Source organism: Micromonospora tarensis, assembly GCF_016803395.1.
GTDB classification, from domain to species: Bacteria; Actinomycetota; Actinomycetes; order Mycobacteriales; family Micromonosporaceae; genus Micromonospora; species Micromonospora tarensis.
Window position 1 is genome coordinate 1 of record NZ_JAEVHL010000151.1, and the last position, 16,042, is coordinate 16,042.

The following is a 16,042-nucleotide window of genomic DNA, read 5'->3' on the forward strand; positions in this document are numbered from 1 at the left end:
GGCCGACCGGCCGAGCCGTCGCGCGGCCAGGCGTCGGCGCGGGCGGCGGTCAGGCGTCGGCGCGGGCGGCGAGGGCGTCAACCAGGCGGCGGGCGGAGCCGGCCAGGTTCCACCGCCCGGCGAGGTCGAGCAGGCGCTCCGGGTCGACCGGGGCGGTCGGCAGCGCGGTGGACAGCTCCGGCAGGGGCACGTCCAGGGCGACCCGGACCACCGTCGGCGCGACGGCCAGGTAGTCACGCGCCGCGACCAGCTTGGCCCGCAGGCCTGGCGCGAAGGACGAGTCGGAGTCGTCGAGGGCGGCCAGGATGCCGGCGATGCTGCCGTAGCGCTCGATCAGCCGGGCGGCGGTCTTATCGCCGACGCCCGCCACCCCGGGCAGCCCGTCGCTGGGGTCGCCGCGCAGGGCGGCGAAGTCGGCGTACCGGTCGGCCGGCACGCCGTAGCGGGCCCGCACCGCGGCGTCGTCGCAGTCGTCGAGCTTGGCGACGCCGCGCCCGACGTAGAGCAGCCGGACCGGTCGGGCGTCGTCGACGAGCTGGAACAGGTCCCGGTCCCCGGAGACCACCTCGACCGGGCCCGGCTGGGTGACCGAGAGCGTGCCGAGCACGTCGTCGGCCTCGTAGCCGGTCGCGCCGACCGTGGTGATGCCGACCGCGGCCAGCACCTCCAGGATCATCGGCACCTGCGGGGAGAGCGTGTCCGGGACGACCTCGCCACCCTGCGGGGCCACCCGGTGCGCCTTGTACGACGGCAGCAGGTCAACCCGCCACGCCGGGCGCCAGTCGTAGTCCAGTGCGCAGACCATCCGGTCCGCGCCGCGCCCGCGGATCAGGGTGGCGAGCATGTCGAGGAAGCCGCGTACCGCGTTGACCGGGGTGCCGTCCTCGGCTTGGGCGGCGGACTCCGGAATGCCGAAGTAGGCCCGGAAGTAGAGGCTGGCTGAGTCGATCAGCAGGATCGGGGGTCGGTGTGCCACGCCGGACAGCCTGGCACAACCCTCCGACGATCAGGCGTACGCCCGGCCGTCGGGCGGGATCAGCGCCGATCCTCGGAGCGGTAGACGCTCTCCCGCCGGGCGAGGTGCTGCACGACGTAGCTGGTCACCAGCAGCAGCACCGCGACCACCACCTCGACCCAGGCCGCGACGCCGTCGGCCACGGTGAGGCCGACGATCAGCAGGACCAGGCCGACGAGGGCGAGGACCCCGGCCCACAGTTGACGTCGACGGCGCGCCGCCGCCCGGCTGGCCTGGTCAGGTGCCACGAGGTCCTCCCGGTGCGGGAGACCCCACGCGGGCTCCCCGATGTCAGGCTATGACCACCGCTGCCGTCCGGCCCGGCAAACCAGCCACCCTGCCGGGTCGAGGTGGGCCCGGCAGGTGCCCGCGGTCAGCGGGAGGGCGACCGAGCCGACCGCCGACCCGACCATGCTGGTTGGGCCGGCGGTCCACCAGCGCCAGAACACTCCGGCTCGTTCTCGGACGTGCGTGTCGTCCGCCCCCGTCCTGTCGAGCCGAGCGAGTTCCAATCCGGAACGGACTATAGTCGAGGTCGGCACGGAATGGGGGTGGCGGGGTGCGGCGAGAAGATCTCGCCGATGCGGACTGCGGTATCGCGCAGGCGCTCGGCGTGCTGGGGGACTGGTGGACTTTTCTCATCGTGCGCGACGTCGCCGGCGGGACGACCCGTTTCGACGCGCTCCACCGTGAGCTGGGTATCAGTCGGCGGGCGCTCACCGAACGTCTCGCCGCCCTGGTCGAGCACGGCGTGCTGCAACGCCGCCCGTACTCCGCGCACCCGCCACGGCACGACTATCTGCTCACCGGGAAGGGCGAGGGGCTGTTGCCGGTGCTGATCGCCCTCCAGGACTGGGGGACCAGGCATCTCATGGGCGACGGCACGGTGACCGCGACGGCCGCCGCCGGCTCCGCCGAGGAGCGCCGAGCGCACGACCTGGTTGGGCAGCGGATGCCCGAGGTCGTCCTGCCCGGACCCGACGGGCAGTCGGTCGCGGTGGGTGCGGCGGGCGGGTGGCGGGTCCTCTACTTCTTCCCCGGGGCGTACGCGCCGGGCAGCACGGGCTATCCGCCGGGTTGGGCGGAGATCCCCGGTGCCCGGGGATGCACCCTGGAGTCGACCACCTACGCCAAGCGGCACCCGGATTTCCGGGCCGCCGGGGTCGAGGTGTACGGGATCAGCACCCAGCGGCCCGACCAGCTCGCCGACTTCGCCGCGCACGCCGGGATACCGTTCCCGCTGCTGTCCGACCAGGACGGCCGGCTGGGCGCCGGGCTGCTGCTGCCCGTCTTCCGCGCGGGTGGGTTGACCCGGTTCAAGCGCCTGACGCTGCTGGTCGACGCGTCGGCGGTGGTCCGAGCCGTGCAGTTCCCGGTCACCGACCCGGCCGGCTCGGTGGACGAGATGCTCGCCCTGGCCCGGGGACACACGACGGTCCCCGGCTGACGCGGCGCGTCAACCGGGGACCGGGGGAATCGTCAGGCCGGGAGCGTCCAGCGCTGGTTGGCGCCGGCGAAGCAGTCCCAGATCTGCAACCGGGTGCCGTCGGCCGAGCTGTTGTCGGCGGCGTCCAGGCACTTGTTCGACTGCGGGTTACGCAGCGTGCCGTTGGACTGCGCCTGCCAGACCTGGGCGCCGCTGCCGTTGCAGTCCCAGAGTTGGACCTTCGCGCCGTTGGCGGTGGAGCCGCTGGTGATGTCGGCGCACTTGCCGAGGGCGCGCAGCGTGCTGTCGCTGGCCACGGTCCAGGTCTGGGCGGTGGTGCCGTTGCAGGTCCAGAGCTGGATGGCGGCGCCGTTGGCGGTGCTCGCCGAGGCCACGTCGACGCACTTGCCGCCGATGCCGGTGATCCGGCCGGTGCGACCGGTCGGCGGCGGGGTGGTGCCGCCCATGATGGTGTCGTACATCGCGCTGAGCAGCGAGGTCGAGCCGCTGGTGTCCTGGCTCAGCTCCCAGTTCATCACGCCGCCGGCGTTGGCCAGCGCCCACTGCGTCTTGCGCTTGACCGTCGGGATGCCGTTCCAGCACTGCTGTGACCCGCCGATCGTGGCGCAGTCCCGGTTGGCGTTCGCCGGGTCCAGACCGACCAGGTACGAGTAGTTGTAGTAGACCGGGCGGCTGTAGAACGGGATGCCGAGCACCGCCTTGCTGGCCGGCAGGCCGCGGGCCTTCCACAGGTTGATGCTGTTGATCGACCAGTCGTAGTTGGCGTGTGGGCTGCCGCCGTCGTACGCCATGATGTTGAGCCAGTCGACCTGGTTGAAGACGGCCGGCTGCACGCCGTCGACGGAGTAGCCCTCGCTGACCACGGCGGCGGTGAGCAGCTTGCCGCGGCTGCGCAGGGCGCCGCCGAGCTGCGTCATGAGCGCCGTGTAGTTGTTGGCCGAGGCGCCCGGGTCGGGGTACTCCCAGTCCATGTCGACGCCGTCGAGGTTGTACTGGTTGACGAAGTTGACCAGGTTGTTGACGAAGTTGGTCCGGCTGCCGGAGTTGGCGGCGAGGGCCTCGAAGGCCGAGTCGTTGCCGTCGTTCCAGCCGCCGACCGCGATCGAGACCTTGACGTTGTTGGCGTGTCCCTGCGAGACCAGCGAGGAGAGCCGGGCCCCGTCCACGCCCTGCAGGCTGCCGTCGCTGTTGGGCAGGATGAAGGCGTAGTTGATGTGGGTCAGCTTGTTGTACTGGATGGTGTTGATGTTGCCGGCCCAGGAGGGCATGTAGCCGACGCTCTTGAAGTTGTTCGGCAGCACCACGGCCTGCGCGGCGGTGGACGTGACGGTGAGGGTGGCGGCGGCGGTGGCCAGCGCGAGCAGGCCGGCGGCGAGGGCGCGGCGCAGTGGTGAGGACATCGGGGGCCTTCCCGTGGGCGGGGGACGACGACGACACCGCCCGCGCGGGGTTGGCGCGGGCGGGAGGTGCGGGACGCAGGGACGGGTGGGCCTCGAGGCAGCCAAATCTTAAAGAGTGTTAACTGTCCGAGTCAATCAACATCCGTGTATTTCCGGACCGTCGGTGGCGATATGGAGTTTGCCCAAACGACCGTTAAGCTGACGGGATGGGAGTCGACGAGCTGTATCCGCCGGATCGGCTGACCGCCGCGCGGCGCGCCACCGCCGCCGCCGGTCTGGACGCCCTGCTGCTCACCCCCGGCTCCGACCTGCGCTACCTGACCGGGTACGACGCCCACCCGGGGGAGCGGCTGACCTGCCTGGTGCTGCCCGCCGAGGGCGAGCCGACGCTGATCGTGCCGAGACTGGAACGCCCGGCAGCGGAGGCGTCCCCCGCGCCCGCCACCGGGGTACGCATCGTCGACCACGTCGACGGCACCGACCCGTACCCCCTGGTGGTCGCCGCCCTCGGCGGACCGGTCACGGCGGTCGGGCTCGCCGACCGGATGTGGGCCGAGCAGCTCCTCGCGCTGCGCGCGGCGCTGCCCGACGCCGCCCAACGACTCGCCGGGGAGGTGCTGCGCGAGCTGCGGATCCGCAAGTCCCCGGCGGAGGTCGCGGCGCTCACCGAGGCCGGCGCCGCGATCGACGAGGTGCACCTGCGGATGGGTGAGTGGCTGCGCCCCGGCCGCACCGAGGCCGAGGTCGGCACCGACATCGCCGCGGCGATCCGGGCGGCCGGGCACGTCACCGTCGACTTCGTCATCGTGGCGGCAGGGCCGAACGGGGCCAGTCCGCACCACGGCACGTCGGACCGGCCAATCGGCGCGGGCGAGCCGGTGGTGGTCGACATCGGCGGCACGATGGCCTCGGGTTACCGCTCGGACTGCACCCGCACCTACCTGGCGGGGGGCGGGCCGGCGCCGGCCGATTTCCTGGACTACTACGCGGTGCTGCGCGACGCCCAACGCGCCGCCGTCGCGGCGGTGCGACAGGGGGTCACCGGGGCGGCGGTAGACGCCGCGGCCCGGGAGCCGATCGCCGCCGCCGGCTTCGGCCCCGCGTTCCTGCACCGCACCGGGCACGGCATCGGTCTCGACGGTCACGAGGACCCGTACCTGGTGGCCGGCAACGACCGGCCCCTGGAGGCCGGGATGGCGTTCTCCATCGAACCGGGCATCTACCTCGCGGGCCGACACGGCGCCCGCATCGAGGACATCGTCGTCTGCACCACGGACGGCGTGCAGCGGCTCAACACCACCCCCACGGAGCTCATCGCACTATGACTGTCGACCGGATCCTCCCCACCGACGAGGCCCACGACCTGCTGGGCCTCGCCACCGAGCTCGCCGACCGCGAGCTCGCGCCGAAGGCCGCCGCCTTCGAGGAACGCGCCGAGTTCCCCCGCGAGGTACTGCGCACCCTCGGCCGGGCCGGCCTGCTCGGCCTGCCCTACCCGAGGAGTACGGCGGCGCGGCGCAGCCGTACGAGGTGTACCTGCAGGTGCTGGAGATCCTGGCCGGTCGTTGGCTCGCGGTCGCCGAGGCGGTCAGCGTGCACACCCTGTCCTGCTACCCGGTGGCGGCGTTCGGCACCGTCGAGCAGCGCAAGCTGCTGCCGGACATGCTCGGCGGCGAGTTGCTGGGCGCGTACTGCCTCTCCGAGCCGCAGGGTGGCTCGGACGCGGCGGCGCTGAGCACCCGGGCGGTTCTCGACGGTGACGCCTACCTGCTCTCCGGCACCAAGGCCTGGATCACCCACGCCCTGACGGCCGACTTCTACAACGTCTTCTGCCGCACCGGCGGGTCCGGTCCGAAGGGGATCTCCTGCCTGCTCGCCGACGCGGGCACCGCTGGCATCACCCCGCAGGCGGCCGAGCGCACAATGGGTCTGCGCGCCTCCCCGGTGGCGCAGATCGTCTTCGAGGACGCCCGGGTGCCGGCCGACCGGCTGATCGGCGGCGAGGGGACGGGCTTCACCATCGCGATGTCCGCGCTGGACTCCGGCCGGCTGGGCATCGCGGCCTGCGCGGTCGGGCTCGCCCAGGCGGCCCTGGACTACGCGGTCTCCTACGCCCGGGAGCGGCAGCAGTTCGGGCGTTCCATCATCGACTTCCAGGGGCTCGGGTTCCTCCTCGCCGACGCGGCGACCCAGGTCTCCGCCGCCCGCGCGCTGACCCTGGCGGCGGCCCGGCTGCGCGATGCCGGCCGTCCGTACGCGATCGAGGCGGCCAAGGCGAAGCTCTTCGCCACCGACATGGCGATGCGGGTGACCACCGACGCGGTGCAGGTGCTCGGCGGTGCCGGCTACGTGGCCGACCACCCGGTGGAGCGGTACATGCGCGAGGCGAAGGTGCTGCAGATCGTGGAGGGCACCAACCAGATCCAGCGGATGGTGATCTCCCGAGCGTTGGCGAAGGGCTGAGCCACCTCGACGACGGGTGAGGGGTACGGCTGCGGTGGGTGCACCGCGGCCGTGCCCCGCGCCCGGTGGTGGGTACTTCGTCGCCGCCGGGCCGTTTTCCGGTAGGTTGCACGCCGTGGAGGAGATCGACCGCGCCATCGTCGCCGCGCTGACCGCCGACGGCCGTCTGTCGTACACCGATCTGGCCGAGCGGGTGGGGCTGTCGGTGTCGGCCGTGCACCAGCGGGTGCGCCGGCTGGAGCAGCGCGGGGTGGTCAAGGGGTACGCGGCCCGAGTGTCGTTCGAGGCGTTGGACCTGCCGCTGACCGCGTTCGTGGCGATCCGTCCGTTCGACCCGTCGCAGCCGGACGACGCGCCGGACCGGTTGGCCCACCTGCCCGAGATCGACTCCTGCTACTCGGTTGCGGGGGAGGATTTCTACCTGTTGTTGGTGCGGGTGGCCAGCCCGACCGACCTGGAGCGGCTGTTGCAGGAGATCCGTACCTCGGCCAACGTCACCACCCGCACCACCGTGGTGCTGTCCACGCCGTACGAGAACCGGCCGCCGAAGATCACTGCGGGGGCACCGAGTCGGTAGCGGTCCCGGGGGCCGGAGGAGCCGGCTGGTTCCACCGCAGGATGACCTGCCGGCCGTGCTCGTGACCGAGCGCGCTGACCGTGGCGGTCTCCAGGCGTAGCCGTCCGCCGGCGGACGGGGGCAGGCCGATCCACCGTGCGCCGAGCACCCGCAGGCTGTGCGCGTGTCCGACCAGCGCGACGGTGCCCCGGTCGAGGAGCGGGGTGACCCGGGCCAGCACCCGGTCGAGCCGTTCACCGACCTGCGCGGGGGACTCCCCGCCGGGGCAGCCGTCGGTCCAGATGTTCCAGCGCGGATCGTCGTCGTGGATGTCGACGGTGGTGCGGCCCTCGTACTCGCCGTAGTTCCACTCGCTGAGGTCCTCGTCGACGGCGTCGACGGTGAGCCCGGCCAGCTGCGCGGTGCGCAACGCGCGGGAGCGGGGGCTGGACAGCACGGTGACGAACCGGCGGCCGGCCAGGAACGCGGCGAGGGTGCGGGCCTGTCGCTCGCCGTCGGGGGTCAACTCCAGATCGGTGTACGAGGTGTGCCGCAGGCTGGCGCTCCAGGTGGTCTCGCCGTGTCTGATCAGCAGGAGCTCTCCCATGCGGTCAGTTAACCACCGTGGGCGGGACGAGCTGGCAACCCTCCCACAACCTATCTTCCTAGGATGCCTTACGGAGTGTGGCGACCGGCACCACCGGTTTCGGCACCCGGAGACCGGGCAAGCGAGCGGGGACAGTCGCCAGACCGAGGAGGCGCGATGAGCTTCACCGAGAAGGCAAAGAACAAGGTTGAGCAGATGGCTGGCGCCGCGAGAGAGCGCGTCGGCGACATGACCAACAACGAGTCGATGCGTGGTGGGGGCGCGAGCCAGCAGGGCGACGCGCGCGCCAAGCAGAGCATGAAGGATGCCGGCAGCAAGATTAAGGACGCCTTCAACAAGTGACCTGAGCGGTCGTCGGGTCCCCGGGCAGGTGCTGCCCGGGGACCCGACACGTGTGGGCCGCTACTGTCGGCGGCGTGACTGTGCTGCGTTCCCTGGTGTTGTTCGCGCTGGCCGCGTTGGCCGAGATCGGCGGTGCCTGGCTGGTCTGGCAGGGCTGGCGGGAGCAGCGCGGGTTGTGGTGGATCGCGGCCGGGGTGGTCGCGCTGGGCTGCTACGGCTTCGTCGCGACGTTCCAGCCGGACCCGAACTTCGGCCGGATCCTGGCGGCGTACGGCGGGGTGTTCGTGGCCGGGTCGTTGGGCTGGGCGATGGTGGTGGACGGATTCCGCCCGGACCGGTGGGACCTGACCGGCGCGGCGCTCTGCCTGCTCGGCGTGGCCGTCATCATGTACGCCCCGCGCGGCGCTGCTGCCTAGCGTCGGTGGCTTGCCGACGCGCCGTCGTCGTTCACACGGCGGAACGCTCCGCGGCCGGTCGGCGCCGCAGGCCCACGCTCGAGATGGCGGGCGGTACGTAGGCCACGTCGTTGGGGCCGGCGTCGGTGCCGGGCGGGGCGATCTCGTCGATCCGGTCGAGGATTTCGTCGCTCAGGGTGACGCCGGCGCCGGCCAGCAGGTCATCGAGCTGTGCCATGGTGCGCGGCCCGATGATCGCGGAGGTGACGCCCGGGTGCGCGATCGCGAACGCCATCGCGAGGTGGGTCATGGACAGGCCGGCCTGTTCGGCGAGCGGGACGAGCTGCTCCACGACGTCGAGCTTGCGCTCGTCGCTGAAGTGCTGCGGGGTGTGGCCGGACCGGTGGCTGTCGAACTCCTGGCCCTTGCGATACCGGCCGGTGAGCAGGCCCTGACCCAGCGGGCTCCAGACGAGTGCGCCCATCCCGTAGCGCTGGCAAACCGGCAGCACCTCGCGTTCGATGCTCCGATTGATGATCGAATACGGTGGTTGTTCGGTGCGGAAGCGTTCGAGGCCACGTCGCTCGGCGACCCACTGCGCTTCGACGATCTCCGACGCGGGGAAGGACGACGCACCGATCGCGCGCACCTTGCCGCTGTGGACCAGGTCGGACAGGGCGGACAGCGTCTCCTCCAGGTCGACCGACGGGTCGGGGCGGTGGACCTGGTAGAGGTCGAGGTGGTCGGTCTGCAGGCGGCGTAGGGAGTCCTCGACCGCGGTGGTGATCCAGCGCCGTGAGTTCCCGCGCTGGTTCGGGTCGTTGCCCATGGGATAGTGCAGCTTGCTGGCTAGTACGACGTTGTCGCGGCGACCCTTGAGGGCCTTGCCGACGATCACTTCAGATTCGCCGGCGGAGTACACGTCGGCGGTGTCGATGAAGTTGATTCCTGCGTCGAGTGCCTTGTGGATTATGCGGACGGAGTCGTCGTGCTCGGTGTTTCCCATGGCGCCGAACATCATGGCGCCGAGGCAGTACGGGCTGACGTCGATTCCGGTCCGGCCCAGGTTGCGGTATTTCACTGTTGTCCTTCGGAGTGGTCCGGTGATGTTTGGTTCGGTTACTCCATCGAAGCGCCGCGGAGGGCGTGGAACTAGTGAAATCGTCTCGTCTGGTTGCCTGATCTTCTTCGTCGAGGTCAGGGGAGGGCGGCCCCGGCATTTTCGGATCCGGCGCGGATGCGTAGCGCGTCGATGCTGGGCGGAGCACCGAACAGTCGCCGGTACTCGCGGCTGAATTGGGACGGGCTGTCGTAACCGACGCGATGGGCGACGCGGGTGATTTCGTGGGGGCTGTTTGTCAGCAGCAGTCTCGCCGTCTGCAGGCGGATGTGCTTCTGGAACTGGATGGGGCTCATCGCCGTCACGGCCTGGAAGTTTCGGTGGAACGCGGAGACACTCATCCCGGAAAGCTGTGCCATCTCGTCGACACGGAATGGTCGGGTGTAGTTCTCGCGGATCCATTGGACCGCTCGGGTGATGTGGCTCAGGCTGCTGTCGGCGAGGCCGATCTGTCGGACGACGTCACCCTGTTCGCCGGTCATCAGCCGCCAGAGGATCTCGCGCTTGAACAGGGGGGCCAGTGCTCTGCGGTCCCCTGGCCGGTCCAGCAGGCGTAGCAGCCGCACGATGGCGTCGAGCAGTTCGTCCGGGGCGTCGCTGACCGCGATTCCCGGCCGCGCGGTGCTGGGGGAACGTGGCAGATCGCCCGGGCCGGCCTGCAGCAACAGCTCCGCGATCGCGGTGGGGTCCAGGGTCATCCCGAAGCCGAGCACGGGGTGGCCCGGGGCGGCATTGATGACGTGCCCCGTCACTGGAAGGTCGATCGAGGCGACGAGGTACTGGCCGGGGCCGTAGTCGTAGACCTGGTCGCCGAGGGCGAGCCGCTTGCCTCCGCGGGCGATGACCGCCAGCACCTTGCCGGACATTGAGGAGACCGGGGAGGCGGTGTGGTCGATCCTGCAGACCCGGACGCCCTCGATGTCGGTGGTCAGGTCGAGGCGCACGTGCCGTTCCAACAGGTCGCGTAGCTCGTCCAGGGGCATGTCCCGATTGCAGCACGGGACGCGCGGTGGCCGCCGGTCAGCGGCAGGATCGTGCAAGGACTCGCCAGTTTCGGGAGAGGGTCCGACCGGGCCGGGTTGAAAAACGGGGGACAACGCTTCGCCTTCACGTTTGCGATGATCACCGCCGTGATCAGATCTTGGGTGCGTCCGCTGTGCGGCGTGCTGGTTACGCTGGCCGTTGTCGGCAGTGCCGCGTGTACGGCCTCCCGAGTGCCGTCGTCGGACGAACCGGTCTTCGTCGGCTCGTCCGCCTCTCCGGGCCTGCCCTCGGCCAGCGCCACGTCACCGCGGATGGTTCCGACGCCAACAGGTCCCGGCGCATCGCAGGTTGTCCCGACGCCGACGGTTCCGACTGTTCCCGGGGCGACGCGGGTGGGAACCAGGGCGCCGGTGGTGGATCACGGTCCGCGCACTGGTGCGAAGGTGGCGTTGACCTTCGACGCGGACATGACCGACGGGATGTTGGCCAGTCTGCGGTCCGGCCGGGTGAAGTCGTACGCGAACCTGCGCATCCTCGATCTGCTGGAGCGGGAGCAGGTGCCGGCGCCGTTGTCCGAGGTGCTGACCGGCGCCTGAGACGGCACGGCCCGTGTCGGCTCGGCTGTCACGGTTGGGGTCCCACCGGACATGGAGTGGGTGTGAGCTCCGGGACAGAGCAGGACGAGGACCGCTTCCGGCGAATGTACGCCGAGGATTTCGAGTCGCTGTTGGCGTACGCGTTGCGGCGGGTGGCACATCCGGAGGACGCGGCCGACGTGGTCGCGGAAACGTTCCTGGTGGCGTGGCGTCGCCGGCAGGACATTCCGGTTGCCGGTGCGGCCCGGCTGTGGCTGTACGGGGTGGCCCGGCGGGTGTTGGCGAACCATCACCGCGGTGGCGTTCGTCGGCAGCGCCTCGGTGAGCGGTTACGCCAGCAGATTGTCGCGTCGGTCGCCGATCCGGGCAGTGAGGTGCCGGAGCGTCTTGCCGTTCGGGCGGGGTTGGCGGGTCTGGCCGAGGTGGACCGGGAGGTGCTGATGCTCACCGTGTGGGAGGGGCTGCAGCCGCATGAGGTGGCCGCGGTGCTGGGGGTGTCTCCGGCGGCGGTCCGGGTACGTCGAGGGTCTGGGCTGCCGGTGACGGGAACGGCGGCACCCCCGGGGAGATCGCCCGGGGGTGCGCCGTCGGTGGGGTCAGTCGTCGCGGTGGTCGGTCCACCACTGCTGGCCGTCGGCGGGCAGCGTGTCGATCGGGTCGTAGTAGGCGTAGCGCTTGTTGAGCGCCTCCTGGTCGGCGGACTCGATGGAGGTGCGGTAGTTCTTGGTCCAGTAGGAGATGCCGCGCTGCCGGTCGTAGTCGGTGAGCATGTGCACCCAGCGCTTGCCGACGAAGGGGACGTCGCAGACGATCCGTGGGGTGGCGTAGCCGGGTAGGTAGCCCATGATGTCGTGCTGGAGTTGCTGGGCGTGCCAGACCGGGACCCGCCAGTGTTCGGCGTTGGGGATCATGTCGCACATGTAGAAGTAGTACGGCAGGATGCCGGCCTCACCCTGCAGGGCGAAGCAGAGGTCGAGCAGGTCGGGGGTGGTGGCGTTGACGCCGCGCATGAGTACGCCCTGGTTGCGGACGTCGCGGACGCCGACGTCGAGGGCGGTCTGGGTGGCCTTGGCGACCAGTGGGGTGAGCGACTGGGCGTGGTTGACGTGGGTGTGGATGGCGAGGTTGACGCCGCGGCGGGCGGCGGTGCGGGCGACGCGTTCGAGGCCTTCGACGACGTCGGGTTGCAGCCAGTGCTGGGGTAGGCCCATGAGGGCTTTGGTGGCGAGTCGGATGTCGCGGACCGTTTCCAGTTCCAGCAGGCGCATGAGGTATGACTCGAGGTTGCGCCAGGGGACGTTGGCGACGTCGCCGCCGGAGACGACGACGTCGCGGACGCCGGGGTGGGCCTTGAGGTAGGCGATGTGGGCGTCGTAGCGGTCGACGGGCTTGAGGGTGAGTTTGAGTTTGTCGACGGCGGGGGTGGAGTTGCCGACGAGGTCCATCCGGGTGCAGTGTCCGCAGTACTGGGGGCAGGTGGAGAGCAGTTCGGCGAGGACCTTGGTGGGGTAGCGGTGGGTGAGCCCTTCGGCGACCCACATGTCGTGCTCGTGCAGGCTGTCGCGGCTGGCGTAGGGGTGTGAGGGCCAGTCGGTGCGTCGGTCGGAGGCGACCGGGAGCATGTAGCGGCGGATCGGGTCGGCGAGCAGCGCCTCGGTGGTGGGGGTGGCGAACGGCACCATCGTGTTGATCATTTGTGGCGGCACCAGCATGGACATGGTGGCCAGGGCCTTCTGGTCGGCCTCGAGGTCGGCGTAGAAGGTGTCGTCGACGAGGTCGCCGAGGACGGCGCGGAGCTGCTTGGTGTTCTTGACGCAGTTGACGCGTTGCCACTGGGCGGATTCCCACTGGTCGCGGGTGACGTGGCGCCAGCCGGGGAAGCGGGTCCAGTCGGGTTCGACCAGGGGGCGGCGGTGGTATTCGTAGGGCTGCCCGGCGGTCGGTGCGGCGACCGGGGCGTGACGGGGTTGAGGGATGGTCTCAACCGGTTGGGTCTGGGTCACGGCCCCTCCTCGGTGGTGCGGCTGGTCAGCGGAGCCCGAAGGCTACTGGAAAATATCCGGCGAAGAAATTAGTCTGCCGTAAGTTTTCCCGTTACGCGAGCCTTGGTCGGGGCTTCGGGCGGCTGGGCAGGGGAGGTTGGCGTGACGTCACCGGTGGGGCTGCACCGCGTCGTGCAACCGGCGGGGGTGCTGCCGCAGGCGGCCTGGCGCCTGGACGCGTCGGCGGCGATCGGGCCGAACGAGGTGCGGATCCGGGTGCTGCGGCTCAACCTGGACGCGGCGAGCTTCCGGCAGTTGTCGGAGAAGCACGGCGGGGACGGCGACGCGGTCCGCGCCGAGGTGCTGGAGATCATCTCGACCCGGGGGAAGATGCAGAACCCGGTGACCGGGTCCGGGGGGATGCTGATCGGCACCGTCGAGGAGGCCGGCCGGCGGTCCCCGCTCGGGCTGAAGGCCGGGCAGCGGGTCGCCACCCTGGTGTCGCTGACGCTGACGCCTCTGGTGATCACCGACGGGCTGGCTCGGTGGGACGGGCGCAGCGAGCAGGTGCCCTGTGACGGGTGGGCGATCCTGTTCGCGCGGTCCATCGCCGCGGTGCTGCCGGAGGACGAGGATCCGCAGTTGTCACTGGCGGTGCTGGACGTGTGTGGGGCGCCCGCGTTGACCGCTCGGGTGGTGTCGCGTTACGTCGAGGATCGTCGTCGGGTCGGTGATCCGACTCCGGTGCGGGTCGCGGTGATCGGTGGGGCCGGTAAGAGCGGGTCGCTGTCGCTCGCGGCGGCGCGGCGGGCGGGCGCCGCGCGTACCGTCGGGGTGGTGCCGGTGGCGGCGGAGCGCGACGCGCTGGTGGCCGCCGGGCTGGCGTCGGTGGTGGCGTTGGCCGACGCGCGGGACCCGGTGGGGTTGTCCACGGCGGTGACCACCGCGCTGGGTGTGCCGGCGGACGTCACCGTGGTGTGCGTGGACGTGCCGGGGTGTGAGCACGGGGCGGTGTTGGCCACCGCGGACGGCGGCACGGTGATCTTCTTCTCGATGGCGACGAGCTTCTCCGCCGCGGCGTTGGGCGCGGAGGGGTTGGCGGCGGACGTGACGATGCTGGTGGGCAACGGGTACGTGCCGGGGCACGCGGAGTTGGCGTTGGGGTTGCTGCGCGCCGAGCCGGGGGTGCGTCGGCTGTTCGCGGCGCGGGTCGCGGCAGACTGAGGTCATGACGAACCCCTCGACGTTGTACCGCGGCGGCGTGCTGCACTGTCCCGCCGACCCGAGCGCTACCGCGCTGCTGGTGTCCGGTGGGCGGATTGCCTGGTTGGGGACCGACGGTGACGCGCCGTCGGCCGACCGGGTGGTGGACCTGGGTGGGGCGCTGGTGACGCCGGCGTTCGTGGACGCGCACGTGCACGCCACCGACACCGGATTGGCGTTGTCCGGGCTGGACCTGTCCGGGGTGCGCTCGGCGGGGCAGTTGCTGGACGCGGTGGCCGGGTTCGCGGCGGGTCTGCCGGCGGACGCTGTGGTGCTGGGGCACGGCTGGGACGAGTCGGTGTGGCCGGACCCGGCGTTGCCGGACGCGGCGGCGCTGGACCGGGCGGCCGGTGGTCGGCGGGTGTACCTGTCGCAGGCGTCGATCCATTCGGCGTTGGTGTCGTCGGCGTTGCTGGCGGCCTGCCCGCAGGCGGCCGACGTGCCCGGGTACGACGCGTCGGGGTGGTTGCGTCGCGACGCGCACCACGTGGTGCGGGCGGCGGCGCAGGGGTCGGTGAGTCGGGCGCAGCGGGTCGCCGCGCAGCGGGTGGCGCTGGCGCACGCGGCGTCGCTGGGTATCGCCGCGGTGCACGAGTGTGGTGGTCCGGAGATCTCCGACGAGGAGGACTTCACCGGTCTGCTGGGCATCTCCGGGGCGGGGTTGCCGGAGGTGTACGGGTACTGGGGTGAGTTGGGTGGCGCGGCGCGGGCCCGGGAGTTGGGTGCGGTGGGCGCCGGTGGGGACCTGTTCGCCGACGGGGCGTTGGGTTCGCGCACGGCGCACGTGTCCCGGGCGTACGGCGACGGGGACGGGTGCGGGCACGGGTACCTGACGGCCGAGCAGGTGCGTGATCACCTGTTGGACTGCGCGGCGCACGGCATGCAGGGCGGGTTCCACGCGATCGGTGACGCGGCGATCGGCACGGTGCTGGATGGGTTCGCGGCGGCGGCCGAGACGGTGGGCGTGGAGCGGTTGCGCGCGGCCCGGCACCGGATCGAGCACGCGGAGATCATGAACAAGCGGTTGATCGCCGGTTTCGTGGAGTACGGGGTGGTGGCGAGCATGCAGCCGGCGTTCGACCGGTTGTGGGGTGGCGCGGGGCGGATGTACGAGGCGCGGTTGGGTCTGGATCGGTCGTTGGAGTCGAACCCGATGGGTGCGATGCACTCGGTGGGGGTGGCGTTGGCGTTCGGGTCGGACTCGCCGGTGACGCCGTTGGATCCGTGGGGGTCGGTACGGGCGGCGGCGGCGCACCACAATCCGGCGCAGCGGATGAGTGTGCGGGCGGCGTTCGCGGCGCACACCCGGGGTGGGTGGCGGGCGGTGCACCTGGACGTCGAGGGGGTTCTCGCGTTGGGGGCGCCGGCGACGTTCGCGGTGTGGTCGACGCCGGCGGGGGTGGAGCGGGGCCTGCCGGTGCTGTTGGCCGAGGACCCGGAGGCGCGCGGGCCGGACGACCCGACGCCGTTGCCGGTGTGCCGGCGGCTGGTGCTGCGCGGTGAGGTCATCTATGAGGGAGGGGCGTCGTGACCGGGAAGCTTGATCTTGATCCGGTGCTGGTGGCGCGGGCGCGGGAGTTGGCGCGGCGGGCCGGGCAGCCGGTGGTGGACCTGGCGCGCAGCCACACCACGGTGTCGGTGGAGCGGGCGGTGCTGCGGTTGGCCGGGGTGACCGGCGCCGACCCGGACGGCATTCCGTGGGTGAACCGGCTGGTCGACGCGGTCGCCGCGGATGTCGGGTTGGGGCACGGGGTGGCGGTGCCGGTCTTCGACGCCCTGGTCCGGGAGGGCAGCACGGATGTGACGTTGCTGGCGCAGAAGGCCGCGGCCGGGTCGGTGCGGTTCACCCAGCGCAGCGGGCGGGCGGCGACG

At 71.4% G+C, this 16,042-nt stretch carries 16 protein-coding genes and 2 pseudogenes; 11 read left to right on the forward strand and 7 right to left on the reverse strand.

What is annotated here, in order from left to right:
- Positions 1-49 precede the first annotated feature (49 nt).
- Positions 50-976 (reverse strand): 5'-3' exonuclease, encoded by a 927-nt coding sequence (locus JM949_RS23965; protein ID WP_203150569.1) that lies wholly within the window; start codon positions 974-976, stop codon positions 50-52.
- Positions 977-1,035: 59 nt separating this feature from the next.
- Positions 1,036-1,263: a hypothetical protein gene (locus JM949_RS23970; RefSeq protein ID WP_203150570.1), complete on the reverse strand. Its 228-nt coding sequence runs from the start codon at positions 1,261-1,263 to the stop codon at positions 1,036-1,038.
- 311 nt (positions 1,264-1,574) lie between these two features.
- On the opposite strand from JM949_RS23970, the gene JM949_RS23975 reads away from it, so the two are divergent.
- A complete protein-coding gene (locus JM949_RS23975) occupies positions 1,575-2,462 on the forward strand; it encodes a winged helix-turn-helix transcriptional regulator (RefSeq protein ID WP_203150571.1) in 888 nt (295 codons plus the stop codon).
- A 32-nt stretch (positions 2,463-2,494) separates the two neighbouring features.
- On the opposite strand, the gene JM949_RS23980 is transcribed toward JM949_RS23975, so the two are convergent.
- Positions 2,495-3,862 carry a glycosyl hydrolase family 18 protein gene (locus tag JM949_RS23980; protein ID WP_203150572.1) on the reverse strand — a complete coding sequence of 456 codons (1,368 nt, stop codon included), beginning with the start codon at positions 3,860-3,862 and terminating at the stop codon, positions 2,495-2,497.
- Between the two features lie 206 nt (positions 3,863-4,068).
- Here JM949_RS23980 and JM949_RS23985 point away from each other — a divergent pair, with 206 nt between their 5' ends.
- The 3 genes and pseudogenes from JM949_RS23985 to JM949_RS23995 all read left to right on the forward strand — a co-directional run bounded on the left by JM949_RS23985 (position 4,069) and on the right by JM949_RS23995 (position 6,902).
- Positions 4,069-5,187 carry a M24 family metallopeptidase gene (locus tag JM949_RS23985; RefSeq protein ID WP_203150573.1) on the forward strand — a complete coding sequence of 373 codons (1,119 nt, stop codon included), beginning with the start codon at positions 4,069-4,071 and terminating at the stop codon, positions 5,185-5,187.
- Positions 5,184-6,325: pseudogene (locus JM949_RS23990) on the forward strand (acyl-CoA dehydrogenase family protein). Before JM949_RS23985 ends, JM949_RS23990 begins: the two are co-directional and overlap by 4 nt.
- Before the next feature lie 115 nt (positions 6,326-6,440).
- A complete protein-coding gene (locus tag JM949_RS23995; RefSeq protein ID WP_203150574.1) occupies positions 6,441-6,902 on the forward strand; it encodes an Lrp/AsnC family transcriptional regulator in 462 nt (153 codons plus the stop codon).
- On the opposite strand, the gene JM949_RS24000 is transcribed toward JM949_RS23995, so the two are convergent.
- Positions 6,877-7,488 (reverse strand): histidine phosphatase family protein, encoded by a 612-nt coding sequence (locus JM949_RS24000; RefSeq protein WP_203150575.1) that lies wholly within the window; start codon positions 7,486-7,488, stop codon positions 6,877-6,879. The two genes, JM949_RS23995 and JM949_RS24000, sit on opposite strands and share 26 nt — an antisense overlap.
- Positions 7,489-7,644: 156 nt before the next feature.
- Between JM949_RS24000 and JM949_RS24005 the strand changes: the two genes are divergently transcribed.
- Both JM949_RS24005 and JM949_RS24010 read left to right on the forward strand, forming a co-directional pair.
- Positions 7,645-7,830, forward strand: a complete 186-nt coding sequence (locus JM949_RS24005) for a CsbD family protein (protein WP_203150576.1) — start codon at positions 7,645-7,647, stop codon at positions 7,828-7,830.
- Between the two features lie 74 nt (positions 7,831-7,904).
- On the forward strand, positions 7,905-8,246 hold the full coding sequence (locus JM949_RS24010) for a YnfA family protein (RefSeq protein ID WP_203150577.1): 342 nt from the start codon (positions 7,905-7,907) through the stop codon (positions 8,244-8,246).
- Positions 8,247-8,277: 31 nt separating this feature from the next.
- Here the strand turns inward: JM949_RS24010 and JM949_RS24015 are convergent, their stop codons facing one another.
- Together JM949_RS24015 and JM949_RS24020 are read right to left on the reverse strand one after the other, a co-directional pair.
- Complete coding sequence (locus JM949_RS24015) at positions 8,278-9,306, reverse strand: aldo/keto reductase (protein WP_203150578.1); 1,029 nt, start codon at positions 9,304-9,306, stop codon at positions 8,278-8,280.
- Positions 9,307-9,422: 116 nt separating this feature from the next.
- Entirely contained in the window at positions 9,423-10,289 is an 867-nt protein-coding gene (locus JM949_RS24020; protein WP_309232297.1) for an AraC family transcriptional regulator, read from the reverse strand.
- Positions 10,290-10,742: 453 nt separating this feature from the next.
- Between JM949_RS24020 and JM949_RS24025 the strand changes: the two genes are divergently transcribed.
- Positions 10,743-10,925 (forward strand): hypothetical protein, encoded by a 183-nt coding sequence (locus JM949_RS24025; protein WP_238433769.1) that lies wholly within the window; start codon positions 10,743-10,745, stop codon positions 10,923-10,925.
- A gap of 104 nt (positions 10,926-11,029) precedes the next feature.
- A pseudogene (locus JM949_RS24030) lies at positions 11,030-11,434 on the forward strand (RNA polymerase sigma factor); the annotation flags it as partial.
- A gap of 87 nt (positions 11,435-11,521) precedes the next feature.
- Here the strand turns inward: JM949_RS24030 and JM949_RS24035 are convergent.
- Complete coding sequence (locus tag JM949_RS24035) at positions 11,522-12,928, reverse strand: KamA family radical SAM protein (RefSeq protein ID WP_203150580.1); 1,407 nt, start codon at positions 12,926-12,928, stop codon at positions 11,522-11,524.
- A 141-nt stretch (positions 12,929-13,069) separates the two neighbouring features.
- On the opposite strand from JM949_RS24035, the gene kdd reads away from it, so the two are divergent.
- The 3 genes from kdd to JM949_RS24050 all read left to right on the forward strand — a co-directional run.
- A complete protein-coding gene (gene kdd / locus JM949_RS24040) occupies positions 13,070-14,131 on the forward strand; it encodes an L-erythro-3,5-diaminohexanoate dehydrogenase (RefSeq protein WP_456320238.1) in 1,062 nt (353 codons plus the stop codon).
- A gap of 4 nt (positions 14,132-14,135) precedes the next feature.
- Positions 14,136-15,701 (forward strand): amidohydrolase, encoded by a 1,566-nt coding sequence (locus tag JM949_RS24045; protein ID WP_203150581.1) that lies wholly within the window; start codon positions 14,136-14,138, stop codon positions 15,699-15,701.
- A partial coding sequence (locus JM949_RS24050) for a lysine 5,6-aminomutase subunit alpha TIM-barrel domain-containing protein (RefSeq protein WP_309232298.1) occupies positions 15,698-16,042 on the forward strand: 345 nt, incomplete at its 3' end. The genes JM949_RS24045 and JM949_RS24050, both read left to right, overlap by 4 nt.